This is a genomic window from Leucobacter ruminantium, assembly GCF_017565705.1.
GTDB lineage: Bacteria > Actinomycetota > Actinomycetes > Actinomycetales > Microbacteriaceae > Leucobacter > Leucobacter ruminantium.
Window position 1 is genome coordinate 1 of the sequence record NZ_JAGDYL010000023.1, and the last position, 14,735, is coordinate 14,735.

Annotated in this window: 8 protein-coding genes and 1 pseudogene; 3 read left to right on the forward strand and 6 right to left on the reverse strand. The window is 64.9% G+C overall.

What is annotated here, in order from left to right; translation table 11 throughout:
* Positions 1 to 291 precede the first annotated feature (291 nt).
* The gene (locus J4H91_RS11985) at positions 292 to 1,350 is read left to right on the forward strand and encodes a hypothetical protein (RefSeq protein ID WP_208046500.1); all 1,059 of its coding nucleotides are present in this window, start codon (positions 292 to 294) and stop codon (positions 1,348 to 1,350) included.
* Positions 1,351 to 1,432: 82 nt separating this feature from the next.
* Here J4H91_RS11985 and J4H91_RS11990 read toward each other — a convergent pair whose 3' ends face one another.
* From J4H91_RS11990 to J4H91_RS12005, 4 genes are all read right to left on the reverse strand, one after another.
* Positions 1,433 to 1,837, reverse strand: coding sequence for a hypothetical protein (locus J4H91_RS11990; protein WP_208046501.1), 405 nt, complete (start codon positions 1,835 to 1,837; stop codon positions 1,433 to 1,435).
* 9 nt (positions 1,838 to 1,846) lie between these two features.
* The gene (locus tag J4H91_RS11995) at positions 1,847 to 2,191 is read right to left on the reverse strand and encodes a hypothetical protein (protein ID WP_208046502.1); all 345 of its coding nucleotides are present in this window, start codon (positions 2,189 to 2,191) and stop codon (positions 1,847 to 1,849) included.
* 157 nt (positions 2,192 to 2,348) lie between these two features.
* Positions 2,349 to 5,909 (reverse strand): MobF family relaxase, encoded by a 3,561-nt coding sequence (gene mobF, locus J4H91_RS12000; RefSeq protein ID WP_460648280.1) that lies wholly within the window; start codon positions 5,907 to 5,909, stop codon positions 2,349 to 2,351.
* A 198-nt stretch (positions 5,910 to 6,107) separates the two neighbouring features.
* The gene (locus J4H91_RS12005) at positions 6,108 to 6,434 is read right to left on the reverse strand and encodes a hypothetical protein (RefSeq protein ID WP_243752929.1); all 327 of its coding nucleotides are present in this window, start codon (positions 6,432 to 6,434) and stop codon (positions 6,108 to 6,110) included.
* 327 nt (positions 6,435 to 6,761) lie between these two features.
* Between J4H91_RS12005 and J4H91_RS15650 the strand changes: the two are divergent.
* A pseudogene (locus tag J4H91_RS15650) lies at positions 6,762 to 7,097 on the forward strand (DNA cytosine methyltransferase); the annotation flags it as partial.
* 106 nt (positions 7,098 to 7,203) lie between these two features.
* The gene (locus J4H91_RS15655; protein ID WP_243752947.1) at positions 7,204 to 7,653 is read left to right on the forward strand and encodes a hypothetical protein; all 450 of its coding nucleotides are present in this window, start codon (positions 7,204 to 7,206) and stop codon (positions 7,651 to 7,653) included.
* Positions 7,654 to 7,880: 227 nt separating this feature from the next.
* Here the strand turns inward: J4H91_RS15655 and J4H91_RS12015 are convergent, their stop codons facing one another.
* Together J4H91_RS12015 and J4H91_RS12020 are read right to left on the reverse strand one after the other, a co-directional pair.
* Complete coding sequence (locus tag J4H91_RS12015; RefSeq protein WP_208046504.1) at positions 7,881 to 8,870, reverse strand: AraC family transcriptional regulator; 990 nt, start codon at positions 8,868 to 8,870, stop codon at positions 7,881 to 7,883.
* A 735-nt stretch (positions 8,871 to 9,605) separates the two neighbouring features.
* Positions 9,606 to 14,528 (reverse strand): DUF5979 domain-containing protein, encoded by a 4,923-nt coding sequence (locus tag J4H91_RS12020; protein ID WP_208046505.1) that lies wholly within the window; start codon positions 14,526 to 14,528, stop codon positions 9,606 to 9,608.
* Between the last annotated feature and the right edge of the window lie 207 nt (positions 14,529 to 14,735).

A 14,735-nucleotide genomic window follows, 5' to 3' on the forward strand; every position in this document is an offset into this window, starting at 1 on the left:
ACGGTTCATGGCGACGCGCACGACGTCATCACGGAACTCCTGCGGATACCTGGTTGCCATAGTGATCATCCTTCCAGGCCAGCCGAAACTAGCCATGTCGAATGTCACCTAAACGTGCAGCAGCCCCTGATGCCTTGCCGATCCGTGCACTACCCAGCTGTGAGACCGTAGGACAGCCCTAAGCGTCAACCGTTCAGCAAACGGCAGAACAGGCGAACAATGATCTCTAACGAAAAGGCACAAGAAGTCGCACGGCGACTCGGAGTAGCCAGCCACCCACCACTCGACCAGATGGCCGAGGCCATTGCTCTCTTTGCGCCGTCCGGCTGGGCGATGTGTGGGAACTGGCATCTCGCCGGGACCCTGCAAGTTCTGCAGCAAGCTGGCGCAGGTCTGACCGACGAACAGCTCGATGAAGCAATCACAGAAATGTGGAACACGGATGGCGCCGGACTTCTGAAACTCGCAGCGATTCCAATCCGGCGCTGGTCGAACGCACACAAGCCGTTCAAACAGATCCTCTGGGATCGCGTCACGCTTATAGAGAAGGCCATCGCACATCACTTTGAAGGCTCCTACGAAGCTTCGATTCCGATCCTTCTGGCACAGATCGACGGCATGAGCCGTGACCTCACGGGGCAATCGTTCTTTTCCAAAGGAAACAACGATCCCTACCTGGACGATGAGACAGTTGCCGGGATGGAGATCAATCTCCCTGTCGTTCGTGCCCTGTTCTCCGAGGACGTCCGGCCAACCGGAACGTATGGCAAGCTATCTCGACACGGGGTGTTGCACGGACGCGACCTCGGATACGCCACACGGGTGAACTCCACAAAGACAATCGTGCTCGTTGCCGCACTCGCCGAGTACCTCCCAAAGGTCGCCGACGACACAGGTGCCGGACTCCGGCGGGAACACGAAAGCCAGGTCGCTGGTTCGACTGCAACAGATGAAATCGGCCGGCTCGTTGACGACCGGCATGTTCCCGAGGTTCACCAGGTTGCCTGGGATGTCAGCAGCGCCTACTTGGATGCCGTTCTCTTCGCGCCCGGACCATTCGATGCGGCGCTCCAGGTGCAGAACGCGGCGCAGAAGCATGGCCTGGATCCTCATACGTTCACCGTCGAGACCGACGCCATCGGATGGCAGTGGTATTACACCCTCCCCTCCGCTCAAACGCTTGGATACGCAAGTCGTCCAGGCACAAGTGCGCAACGAACGGGCCCGGACATCTGGCGTTGGGATGCGTCTCGACCGCCGCGCACCTTCCCTTGGTCCGGCGAGGTCGAGTGGCGTTCTGATGACGAGTTCCCCCGATCACCGAACTGGGAACCAAAAGTCGTCCTGTGAACGGTTGTCCCATGTTACTCGGAACCGCGATTGGCTCCACTGTCTTATGGAGGCTCAGAATGTTTCAGAAGCTTGATCGCTCCTACGACACACGACGGACTTCTTCCGGCTTGAAGTGTTCAACGAAGAGCCGCCCCAGTTCTGCCCAGTCCTCAGCGGAGACCTCATCGTCCGAGTGGTGTTCCAATGCCTCTTCGACAGTCCAATCTTGAGTGAGGTAGGGCGCGCACCACTGGCTCTCGTCCCACGCCGCGATGGCCCCCTGTCGGCGTTCTGACTTGCCGAGGCCGATCCAGAACATATTGCCGGGGTCATGACCGCCGATACTCGGGAAGAACCTCGCTTCTGGCCATCGACGCCAGGCGTGGTTGAATGCGAATTCAAGCGCCATCTTCTTGCTTGTGACCGCTTCAACACCCTGAGCAAGCACTCCAAGAGCCATCCCAACGACGACAGTCTTGACTTGCTGATCTTTGATTTGCGCCACACCCAAATTCTACCGCTCACCACTGAGACGCTGTTCCTTCCAACGGGCGATCGCCTCTCGCGTCCGAGCCTTCGCGAGTAGTAGCAAGCTGATCGGGCCGACCGCGAGGAACGCGATTCCCATGACGAGGCACCACAGGAGCGGCACGCTGAACAAGGCGTTCCCGCCGTCCTCGAGAATGCCCTTGAAGATGTTCGCGATAAGGAAGTACGGCACCGCGAGAAGCATCGCGGGAATGCCCCACTTGTGGCTGTCGCGGCGGTGGACGATCCGCTGGATGAGCCGGAGCCTGGGAAGGTAGCGGCACAGAGCAGCGACCACGCTCGCGACTCCCGAGACGATGAAGCCCAACATGATGATTCCTCTCAATAGCGCACTGCTGTAGGTAGCGGCGCTATTGGAGGTGGCCCGAAGGCCCGGCCCGGAGGCGAAATGTGTCGTGCAGGTTTCTGCCGCTGCCCTTTTACTGTACGTCGGACAGCCGAGAAGCGGAACAGGCCTCGGCTCGCGCCTACAACGATCGCCCTCCCCGGCGCGTGGACGCATTCGCCGCAGCCGTCGGCCGCGCCCGCTGAGTCGTGAGTGCGCGTGCGCGCTGGAGTGCTTGTGCGGCGCGGGCCTCGTCGATCTTCTGCGCGATCCCGGAGGCTTCCGGTCCGAGCGGATCGTCATCGATGATCCCGTAGCGGTCGCGGTACGCGGCGACCGTGCGCGCATACCGCGACCAGGCCTCCTGCTTTCGCGGATCATCGGGCCGCGCCCCGAGCGCCCGCACCCACGGCGCACCTTCTGTGGCGGCTTGCTCAGCGAGAGTGGCAGCGCGTTGCTCGATGAGCTGGTGCCGCTCCGCGAGCGCCTGCCGCATATCCGACTCGGTGATCCCACCTGCGACTGGGATCAGTCCCACGATCAACCGTGGCGCCTGCGCCGTGCGTCCTCCGCTGGCGGGATGCTCGGTCGCGGTCGCGACCCGCCAGTGCAGGACGGAGGCGATGTCATCGGCATCATCGAAGCCGCGCGCTTTGACGAGGCGCGGGAAGAGCCGGCCAACGTCATGGTGATTCGCCTCTGCCCGGCGGAGCTCAGCGGCGAGGGCACCGAACGCTTCAGAGTCGAGCACTGCATCCGCCTGCGTGGTGGTGAGGCTGGATGCCCGGATGAGGGTGGCCCAGCGGTCGTGTTGGGCTTCGGTGGCGATGGTCTCATACTCGGCGGCGAGCTGCCGGATCGACCCCCACTTTTCCTGCTCCTGCTCGATCGTCTCGTGCACCGACAGCTCCGCCCCGGAATGGTTCAGCACGCCGAATAGCACGCGCCGTGCGGCTTCTTCTGGGTCTTCGACTTCGTGCGGGTGCTGGTGCGCGTCGTCCGGGGCGTCGACGGCGACGTAGGCGTAGTTCCCGTCGCGGCCGCGAGTCAGCGCGACATACAGGTTCTCCCGCGTCATCGACGGATCAGCCAACACGTGCGCCGTATCGACAGTGACACCTTGGGCGCGGTACGCGGTGACGGCGTAGCCCAGATCAAGATGCTCGGAGACGTAGGCGGCGGGCAGCACGATCGAGCCGCCGCGATCCCGGTTCGCAGGTCGGATCGTCGCGGAGCCGTCGCGCCGCACCTTAGTGATGATCCACCGGTTCCCGTTCTGCACCCACGCTGAGCCCGAGCGAAGATCCCGCCGGTTCTTCCTCGTGATGACCACATCGCCGACGGCGGCGGTCGCCCCGCCGTCGAGGGTCACTTCGCCGCGGATGGGTTTGACGATGCCTGTAAGGATGAGTTCGGTGCGGGCGCGGAGGTTGAGCGCGGTCATGGATTCTGCGGCGTCGGTGACGAGGATCGACACGACCCCGGCTTCCCGGTCTGCTCGCCATGCCTCATACGCTCGTGCGGTCATGTCCTCGGTATCGCCGCCGGTGATGCGGCCTGCGTCCTGGTAGGTGTCGATCACGTCGGTGTGGCCGAGGCGGAGCCCGAGCGACGCTCGCTTCTCCCACTCGTTCGTGAAGCGGTGGATCGTGAAGAGCTCCGGGGTGTCGTGGCGGTTGGCGGCGAGGAGCCCGAAGGCGCCGGCGGCTTCGACGGCTTGGAGCTGCGAATAGTCGCCGACCAGCAGGACTTTCGCACCACTGTCGGCGGCGAGGCTCGTGATGCGGTCAAGCGAGAGGGTTCCGGCGAGGCTCGCTTCATCGATGATGACCAGCTGCCCCGCCCGGAACTCGGCTCGGCCCATGAGGTGCAGAGTCCACCAGCGTGCGGTGTTCTCCGTCTGAATGTCGAGGTCATCAGCGAGGACTTCCGCAGCGACCACCGACGGCGCGAGCCCCACCACCGAGCCTTTGCCGTGCTGCTGTTCCCATGCATGGCGTAGTGCGTTCATGGCGGTGGTTTTCCCGGTGCCGGCCGGGCCGACGAGGAGGTCGAGCGTCCTTCCTGAGACCGCGATCTTGGTGAGGGCGTCGGCTTGGTCGGGGCCGAGCATCCTGCCTTCCCGATCCGGCGCGCTCGTGATCCGTTCGATCACCGCGAGTGGCAGCGTTGGCGCGGTCATCATCCGGGAACGATCCAGGAGCCTGGCCTCGGCCTCCAGCAGTTCGGTCGAGGAGAACAGGGCCGAGTGGCGGGGTCGGAATGCGGTTGTGCCGTCGGCGCGCTGGAACCGGGCCGGGGTCGAGGCGAGCTCGGGCGGGGTGAGTCGCAGCGAGGCACGCTCGGCGGCATCGACGACCAGACCGGTTACGGCTTCCCGATCCCGGGTCGTCGCGAACCGGTACTCCATCGTCTGCCGTGCGGCTTCCGCGGTGAGGTTCCAGCGATGCCACGTGGAACGCTTCGCGCCGACGGCCTCGACTACGTTGTGCGCGATCGCCTCGATCAGATCGAGCGGCACATCATCCGCGCGCAGCACCCGCACTTCACCTGCAGGGATCGCTTCACGCGCCCACTCGCCGGCATCACGGCCCAGCTTCTTCGTGGCACGCTTGCGCCATTCACTCGTCAGGTCGGCGAGGGATCGGACATGCTTCTCGGGCCGGGTTTCGAGGGTGGCTTGCGCGCGGAGCTTGATGACCGTAGCGGCCGACGGCTGACGGCCGTGCTTCGCGATGTAGTCGGCGATGAGGCGATCCTTCGCGGCATCGATCTGATGCGCCCGGGTAGAGAACTCGAGCACGAGTTCTTCCGGCACGGTCTTGATCGCCCAGGCGGGGTTCCGATCCCGGCCACGTTCCCGCGCTTCCCATTCGACGCCGAGGAGGCGGGTGAGGTGGTCGGCGATGATCGCCTCGTGCAGTTCGGAGAGCGCGACGGTGGCAGCGTGCATGGGGCGGCCGTCGAGCGACCGCCACTTCCCATCGAGCACCGTCCGCACCTTGTTCGACACGACAACGTGCGTGTGCAGGTGCGGGTCAGAGGCGCGGGAGTCGTAGTGGTCGTAGGCGGTCGCCGCGATCCCGAAGGCATCGACTTGCGCGACCGCGCCCCCGTCGGCGCCGGTCGATCCGATGCGGGTGGCGGCGACCTCGCGTTCCATGAACTCGATCACCTCCGCAATCGCCGCATGATGCGCGTCAGCGATCAGGGATTGCGTGCCCGCGTCTGCGACCGCCCACAGCACCGACGCCGACTTCGGCAACGAGAACGTGTAGTCGTACCCAGCGACGGCCTTCCTGGTGCCGCGGCGTCGTTCCTCGTCCTCGATTTGCGCGACGGCCTCCGCGCGGGAGGCCGGGCCGAGCTCAGCATCGAGGGCTTCGACACGGGCTTCGATGCGCTCTGCCTGGGTTGAGTAGACCGGGTAGGCGTGACCGAGCGGATCACCGGTCACGGGATCGCGGCCCATACCGATCAGGAGCTGTAGTTGCTCTTCCATCACTTCATTGCCGGTCGCGATCTGCCCGCCGGCGAGCTGCACAACTCCGGCGCCGAGCCACCGTCCGGGCGGGTTCCCGACTTCGGCGTAGTAGCGCGTGAGCGGGGTGGACAGTGAGCGGTCGCCGTCGCCGGTGACCACGGAGCGCAGGAGGTATTTATAGCCGTCGCCGGCGCTCATCACCCGCATCGAAACCGTCACAGTTGTGGCTCCCTTCCATCGTGCAATCCGGGGGTTGCGTGAGGGGTTGCAGCCTGTCTCCGCGCAACCCCGGCCAAGATCAGAACAGTGTTGGACCCGCAGGCTTCTTCGGCGTCGCGCGCCTTGGCTGGGGCGTCGGCAACCGGCGCGATTGCGTCTGCAAGTCCTGAGATTGCAGACGTTCGGCGAGCACGCGCTTCACATCGCTCCATAAGTCGGGGCGGTCATGGTGGGGGCGTCGCGTCCGCAGTCTTGGCGGAGGTCGTTGAGGAAGCGGGCGCGTCGGTCTGGGGTGGAGAGCTGGGCTTCGTAGAAGCCGTCGAGGTTGTAGTGCGCGATGAACCCGAAGTAGCCGTGATTGGAGAGCCCGTCATAGAGAGATCGGGTGAAGCGCTCGCGCGGGCAGTCGGCGGCTATGAAGCGCAGCAGTGCGTTCACGAACCGCGCCTTGCGCTCCGGTGTGCCCGACTCCCAACCCGAGGCCACGAACTGGGCTGGCTGATACCTCGGCGCTCTCGTGCTCATGGCGCGCTTCCTTCCTCCGTGGGGTCTCGATCAGGAGGAAGGTGCGCGCAGTCAGCTACAGCGCGACGAGCGGATCGGCGCGAGCAAGGTGTGACTTCTGGGGCGAACAATGCTCACTTCAAACCGCAGATGCAAGACGCGTGGAAGCTCAGGGGCGAGGCCGATGACGTGGCGGCCGGCGGTGGATTGACTGAGTTGCCGTGGTGGGCGTCGGTGGTGCTGACCGCGGGCGCTGGGCGGGTGTTCGGAATGGGTGTCGGGTGCACCTGAGAGGTGACCATCCGGCAGCACTATGCCTGCCGGGATCACCAATCACCGGGAGCCCCAATGCGAGAAGACCCCGCCACGCCCGCCGACCTCACGCCGCTGCGTGTCGGGTCGTTGTTTTCCGGCTATGGGGGCCTCGATCTCGCCGTCGAGCACGTGTTCCATGCCCGGACGGTCTGGTTCTCAGAAATCAGCGTCGTGCAGCGCGTCTTCGCCCGCCATTGGCCGGATGCCCCGAACCTCGGCGATATCACGGCTGTTGATTGGAGCGCAGTGTCGCCGGTGGATATTCTCTGCGGCGGGTTCCCCTGCCAGGACGTCTCGACCGTCGGGAAGATGGCTGGCCTCGCACCGGGCACTCGTTCCGGTCTCTGGTCGTACATGGCCGAAGCGATCGACCAGCTCCGCCCCGAGTTCGTAGTCATCGAGAACGTACGCGGCCTGCTCTCCGCAACCGCCGTTCGCGCAGCCCCGACCGCTGCAACCCCCGAAGGAGCTCCCGATGCAACCCCTGACCCTGCAACCCTTCGCGATCTGGAACCCGGCATGTGGGGTGTGGGAGACGAGTCAGGTCGACCTCTCCGGGCGCTTGGCGCCGTTCTCGGGGACTTGGCCGACCTCGGGTATGACGCGGCATGGCTCGGCCTTCCCGCTTCCGCCGTCGGTGCCCCGCATCCCAGGTTTCGTGTGTTCGTCCTCGCCCGTGCCGCTGTTCCGGACGCCGTTGGCGTCGGATTCGTCTCGCGGTGGGGAAAGCCTCGATCAGGTGCGGGCGAGGCGGGGAACGATCGCGCTCTCCCATCAGGTCATCGACCTCGTATTGAACGGGCCCTATACCTCGAATCGGCGTGTGGGCGAATCGGAGATGCTGTGGTCCCTGGTCGGGCACATCTTCGAGCTTGGGGACGATACGCTGCCGCGATCGCCAGGTGGGAGCACGTCACCGGAATGACGGCTCCGGCCCCTGCTCTGCACCGGGCAGGGCAGGGGTTACGTCCCTCGCCGGGGTTCGTGGAATGGCTCATGGGCCTCCCGCCCGGATGGGTGACGGCCCCGGTGCTGGGGTTGACGGCGAATCAGCAGCTCACAGCGCTCGGCAACGGGGTGCTTCCCCTCCATGCCGTCAGCGCGCTGAATGCCCTCGCTGCGGCGTTCCCTGGACCCCCGTCGCGGTAGGGCCTATGCGTCGTCGCGGTTGCGGGCCCGGTACTGGGTGGGGGTGATGCCGTGGTGCCTGGTAAATGCGGCGGTGGCGTGGGTGCGGCTGTGCCATCCGGCAAGCCTCGCGGCTTCTGCGATGCTGACCCCTGGGCGTTCGGTGAGGAGGGCGGCCATGCGGTAGGCGCGGGCGCGGGCGAGATAGGTGGCGGGAGGTATCCCGTAGGTGGCGGTGAACACGCGCCGCAGCTGCGACGGGGACAGGTGCACGCGGGCGGCGAGCCCTACGGTCGTCCAGCGGGCGTCGGGCTCTGCGGTGAGGAGTTCCGCGACCATGCGGGCCTCGGGTCTCGGCCCGGCACGGCGTGCCCCAAGATCGAGAGCGTGTGCGGTGGCCGGGATGCCAGGATCCGCGGGCGGGGTGGCGTGGAGGTTCCCGAGTTCGGTGATGAGAGTCCAGGACAAGCTCATCGCCTGGGCGTGGTGTTCGAGGCCGAGAGGGAGCGAGAGGGCTTCGTCGAGGCGGTCGAGGACGTCGCAGACCCGGCGAAGGACCGGCTCGGTGAGGCGGGTCTCGTGGATCGGGGCGTGGTAGATGGCGTCGAGCATGCGCTTTGCTGCGGCACGGTCTGGGAGGAGGCCGGTGTAGAGCCAGTAGAGCTCGTCGATGATGTAGCGGCGGTCGAACCCGACCCGGGTCACCTCGTACCCGGGGTCTGGGGTGATCTGGTAGCTTACGCCGGCGTCGATTGCGAGCACGTCTCCCGCGGCAAGCGGCAGTTTCCCGGCCGGGGACGCGAACTGCGCCCTCCCGGCCCGAACGAACTTGTACACGATCCTCGGGTCCTGCAAGCGCGCGGGCGCATCCATCACGGTGGTGACGATCGTGAGCGGCACACCCCGGCCTGTTGCAGGGCTGCCGCCGGTGGCGAGGAAACGGTGCGGCAAGGCTCCGTCCACCCCGGGGGCGAGAGCGGTCTCGTCCTGCGGCTGGGCGGGGTCTTGGTGCATCTCTCCGGTCTTCGTATGTCGGCGCCACCAGCGAGAACGCTGTCCTTGCGTGTGTCTGCGCGGGGAGGCGTTCCGGGGTGTTCTGAGGTTGAGGGGTGGTGCGGCTCTGGAAGCCCGGCGTCTCCCTGGGGCGGAGTCAGAGACCTCGCCTCCCCGAAAGGGGGCGGGGGTTCTCGTCTCCGTGAGGGGAGTCATCGGGGTCCAGAGCCGCACCGTGGGGTGCCGCCGAGGTGATGCCGTGTGTGGTTGTCATGACCCTGTAGGGCATCGGTGGGGGTCTCGGCGGCGGCCGTCACCTCCTCCCCGCGGCCACCGGAACCTCGGAGAAAACGCGCCTTCCCAGAGGGGTGGGGAGGGAGAGGGTGGCGCGGAAGGTTCCTGGTGTGCGGGGCGGGAGGGAAACCCGGGAAAGGGGGTGACGGGCCGGTCGCCTGCACCATCTCTGGTGCGGGCGGTCAGGTCCTGGACGCCGGCTTTAGGAACCGGGGTCCAGGGAGTCAACGGAAACAGGAGCGGAGCGAAAAAGATGCGAGCTGTTGAAGCGGGGCCTTTCGCGCGTGGTGCCGGCGGCTGGGATGGGGTGGGTTCTGGCGGCTCGCCCCGCATGCGAGACAGTGTTCCGGGGGTGGCCAGAACCCGCAACGCCACGTTCAGCCGTCAACGCCTTTCCGGGGTTCCCGCCCCCGTCTCCGACACCTTTCGCTGTCGGAGACGGGGTAGGGCCCGTGTGGTGGGCTACCCGTGTGCGGGAGTCACCGTGGCGTCTTCCTTGCGGCGCTCGCGGAGCAGGAACAGTGCCGCACCCACGAGCAGGAGACCCGCACCCAGGAGACCTGCGGCACCGAGCATCTGCCCGCCGGTGAGCGCGAGCGGCGGCTTCGGCGGGAAGGTGTTTGTGACCTTCACCGTGTTGTCCGCACCCGCAAGGTCGGTGACGATACCGTCCTCGACCCCGCCCTCGGTCGTGCCATCACTATCGGTGTACGTGACCGTCGCGCCATCGGGCACGTCCGTCTCCTTCACCTGGCAGTTCACACCCGCCGGCACGATGATCGTGCGCGATTCCCCATCCCGGAGGGTGAACTTCGCGTCCGCTTCGGGCAGCACGTAGTCGCCACGCGCAGGCGCACCGTCCTCACCGGTCCCGGTGATCGTGCACGCCAGGGTGAAGGAGTACGCGCCACCAGTGCCCGCACCTTCGACCTTCTTCGAGACCGTGAGCTGCGCGTTCTCGAACGTGTTCACCGCACTGATGGTGAGCACCTGGAGGTCTTCCGGCGTGCCGTCGGTGACGGGCACCGAGTTCTCCCACGAATCAAAATCAACCTCCGATTCCTGAGCGCTACCGGTGTTGACCTCGTCGCCGAAGCAGCGAGCATTCAGGGGCAGCACGCGCGGCGTATCGTTCTCGTCGACGAGGTACTTCGTCTGCCCGCCCTTGATCTTCACGACACCGGAGTACACATCCGAGCGAACCGTCTCGTCCTCGTCGGTGGTCTCTTCGATCTGGCAGGTCACGAGCACCTCGAACATGCGATCCTTCGCGGCCTCGACCGCGACATCGTCACCTGCGAGGGTCTTCGTCACCTGCACCGACCCGGCCGACACGAAGTTCGTCATGGAACCTGTCACCGTCCCCGACTTCTCCGCCTCCGGATCCCAGGGCACGGTCACCGTGACCGGTGTGGCAGCCTGATCGGCGGAACCGTGGTCGGTTTCGGTGATCGTGCACGACGAGTACGCCGGGAGGTTCCCGAGCACGTCGCTCGTGATCACGCTCGCACCATTCACCGGGAGGGAGATCTCCTGGTTCAGGACTTCGGTCGGGTCGACCCCGTCGAGTTCGGGATCGAAGGTGCACACCACCTGGAACTTCAGGACGTCGGTCGCTGCGAACTCGCCCGCCCCGGCACCCGTCACCTCCTTGTTGATCTGCACACCACCGAGCGGGGTGAGGCCGGCATCGATCGTGAGATCATGCGTGTCACGCCCCAGCACCACCGGATCAGAAGCCCCCGTAGCCGGGTCCGCGTTCGAATCGTTCGTGGTGTCGCCCAGATCCACCGGGTCAGACCCCGCGACCGTGTTCGCGTACCGCGTCGTGAACTCGCTCCCATCAGGCTTCGTGAACGTCACCGTGTACCCGCCCCCGTTCGAGGAACGCAACTGGTCGAAGACGTACTTCCCGTCATCACCAGTCTCGGTCGAGATATCCACCGCGTTGCCGAGATCGTCCGTGCCCGTGATCCTGACAGGAACCTCGGTCGCGGGCTGCTCATCAGCACCCTTGAACTGATCCTGCAGGCCGTTCCGGTTCAGATCCCACCACACATAGTCACCGATCGAGGACTCGATCGCGACCTCGGGACGACGAATCGGACCCACCGTGTTATCCAGACCCTCAGCGGCAGCCATCGCACGGTTGACATACACGTCACCGCCACGGTTGCCGACACCGACCATCGACAGCTCGATCTCGATCACGTCACCCGAGAGGTACGCGCCAGGACGCTGGATACGCAAGCCCGTCACCTCGGACGCGGAAGCCGGGCACCCGTTCACACCCGACACCACCGTGCCACCGGCAGGCGCATCACACCAGGTCGTCGCACCCGACGCCCCGTTCGAGGCATCCTGCGGATTCGCCGACACATTCGCACTCTTCGTGTACAGGATCCGCGTCGCCGCACCACCCTGCGTCACCGTCGCTTCAACGAACCGGAAGGTCCCGTTGAACTCGGTGCCCTGCACGCCCTGCTTCGGCAACACATCGATGATGTCCGGAGCGGTAACGCCCGACTGCTCAGACGCGGGCAGCGTGTTCGTCAAACGCACCGCCCACTTGTTGAGCTCGTTCGTGGCCTGCCCCGCACGGTTGACCTGCACCACCGGGGTGAGGGCTTCCTTCTGCAGCTTGATGCCCGCGATGTTCGCGATCTGGATCTGCGCCTGATCGCTGCGCTGCGCGAGCGTCGACGCGTCATCCTCAGCCCACACCACCACCGTGTTCGTGTACACACCGTCATTCGCCGTCGGAGACACCTCCACCGACAGAACGATCGGCTCGATCACCTGGTTCACTTCCTGATCAGGCAGCACCCACCGGATATAGGTTTCACCCGCCGCACACGCCGGACGCTCAGCGTCCGCCGGAGTCGAGCCCGGAGACACGATCGCAGGCGTCACCGACGCACTGTCATACGACTGCGACGCCGGGAGGCAGTCCTCCACCCACACATCCTTCAAAATGCCAGGCGTCAGCGCACCACTCGTCAGCGACGGAGACAACTGGTACTGCACCAGATCCCCGCCCGTCACATTCGGCGGCGTCGACGAGAACGCACCACTGTCGCCCTTGCGGACCTGTTTATCAATACGCGCCTGCGCCTGCGCCAGAATCAGACGATCACCATGCGTCCCTTGATGAGTGTCCGGGTTGTACGCGTTGGCGGACCAACTACGCGAAGTATCGTCGATGACTTCTTGCATGCTGGCGTGCTGGCCATAAAGGTACTTGACCGAGCCCCAGTTGGGCACAATTGTCCCGGTCGGTTCACTATTGGCCGCAACCCGCATACCAATCTGAAGCGCGAGCGTTGTGTTCGCGAACTGATTCTTCACCGAATCATCAACTCGAATCCTGACCCGGTTTACTCCGGGGTGAATGGTCGACCCGTCAGCAAGCGTCTGGGGGACGTTTCCTGGAACCTGCGCTGGATCGTCGTACCATGGCCCTTGATCGTCGCCACACTGCGAGTCCTGCCCCGACCCTCCGGCCACAGATCCCGAATATTGCACCTCAATCTCTGAAACCGTGTCTCCAGGCCTACTGTAATAGTTAGGCGAGATGCTTCCCTGGCTTCCTCCGGCAAGCCAAACCGCGGTCTTTCCGGGTGACGGGAGCAGCTGCAGCTGCCCTCCTTGAGCCGAATAGTCCGCTTCTCGGAGATGCAGTTTTGAGTTGTCCCAGGCGTCACAGACGACTGCAGTCACAGGGTCTTCGTAGTCCAATGCGCCGACCATTACGTTGAGTTCTGAAATCACGTTCTGCGTCGGGGCCACCGTGATACCGCCCGTGTCAACGGTCGCTCCTCCCGGAGGGCCCTCCCAGAATCCGGATCCGGGGCTGAACTCGCTAGGCGTCATATTCCCCGGTTCGCCCGGCACGCCAACGAAACGCTTCCAGAAGCTTCCCGGAGGAATCACATTGGGAGTCGTCGCGCGGTGGTCGTTCCATGTGGGCTGTTCAGTCTGCACATCAATATCAGTGAACCCGTTGACTTCAAGATCCGTGTAAGTGTTTAAGGTGTCAAGGGTAGTTCGTCCACCAGATTCCACACCGAAGGTACGGATGGTGTCTACCGGGGTCCACAGAGTCAGCATGACGGAATAGGCGTACGCCGTGTCTCCTGACGAGGGAAGGGCCAGTCCCGAACGAGTCGTTGACGGGTAGGTCTTCAGTGACCAATCAGCATTGCTAATGGTGATCTCGACTGGCTCGCCTACCGCGTTGCTTGGTGCAATGACTGTCACACCAGAATCTCGAACACTATTCGAGGTATTTCCACTCGATGCCTTCGGGCCGGGCTGCATCTGTCCCCTGACAGCATTGCCATTCTGGTACAGCGTTATACGGCTACCGTATTTGTCGAGATCAGCTTCCATATCGGCAATGTCATCGACGCCGTTGCCATCACGGTCTTGCCCCGCAGAAGCGGGATACAGGGCAGCGGGAGAGATGTCGTCCGTAAAGGTAACATCACCCACTGCCGGCATCGCGCCTTTGCCTCCTGCAGGAGCTGAGAGAAGTACCGAGTAGTCAGTCATCTTGCAGGCGCGCGAGGTATCCCAAGGACAAGCGGCATTCTGGGGGCCTTGAATGAGCCCCGTATTCTCTTCCAGCGCGGTGCCGTTCTTGCTGATGTCCCACATCAGCCTTGCGGACGCCTTCACGGACGGCAGCGGCAAGGTTGCGGCAACAGGCTCTTCCACACCGTCAGCGGTGACGGTCGCAGCGGTCAGTGGCAGGTCCTGTCCCTGGTGCGCGAGGTTCAGGACCTTCGTCGTGACGAACACCTTGTCGGTCGCGACCGACCGGTTGCCCATGTTGCAGGTCAGGGTCTGCTCCGAGAGCTCATCGATCGAGTCCGCAGTCAACGGGATCGTGGGCTCGCCCGCCGTCTCGGGCGTGAGGGACGACCCGGCCGCCTGGCAGTAGCCGGGAATCTCGGTGATCTCCATCCCCTTGGGGAACGTGACCGACCAGGTCAGGTTCGCGGCATCGTTGTTCGTCACCACGTACTCGACCTCGTACGTGACCGTGTCGTTCACACGCACGATCCCGTTGTTCGGCCCCGAATCGTTCCCGGCCGTGTCGTCGGCGTCCCATGATTCGGTGCCATCGGATGCGATGCGCACCTGCAGTGCGAGCGAGGGGAGATCCTCCGAATCGGCGAGGGGCTGCGCACCCTGCTCGCCGCCTTCACCCTCGCCGCCTTCACCCTCGCCGCTTTCGCCGCTGGTGTCGTCTCCATCGGCAGCATCGTCACCAGCCGGAGCCTCGTCAGCGTTCTCGGGCGTCCCGGTCGTGGGGGTCTCGATCCCGGTATCCGGCTCGTCCGCCCACGACACCGTCGCAGGAGCCAGGGTGAACGCCAACGCACACGTCAGCACGGAGGCAAGGAGTTTACCCCCCCCCCCCCCGCAAAGAGGGTCGTCTCGCGGGGCCTCGGCCCGGCGACTGGTTAAGTGTTTGCAAGGTGTCTCCTCATCTCTCCGTACTCACTGCAGGGCGCATGCGGCAGGCCGCCCCCTGCACGATCCGCACCCGCATCACGGGCGCGAACGAATGTCCCTTCATACATA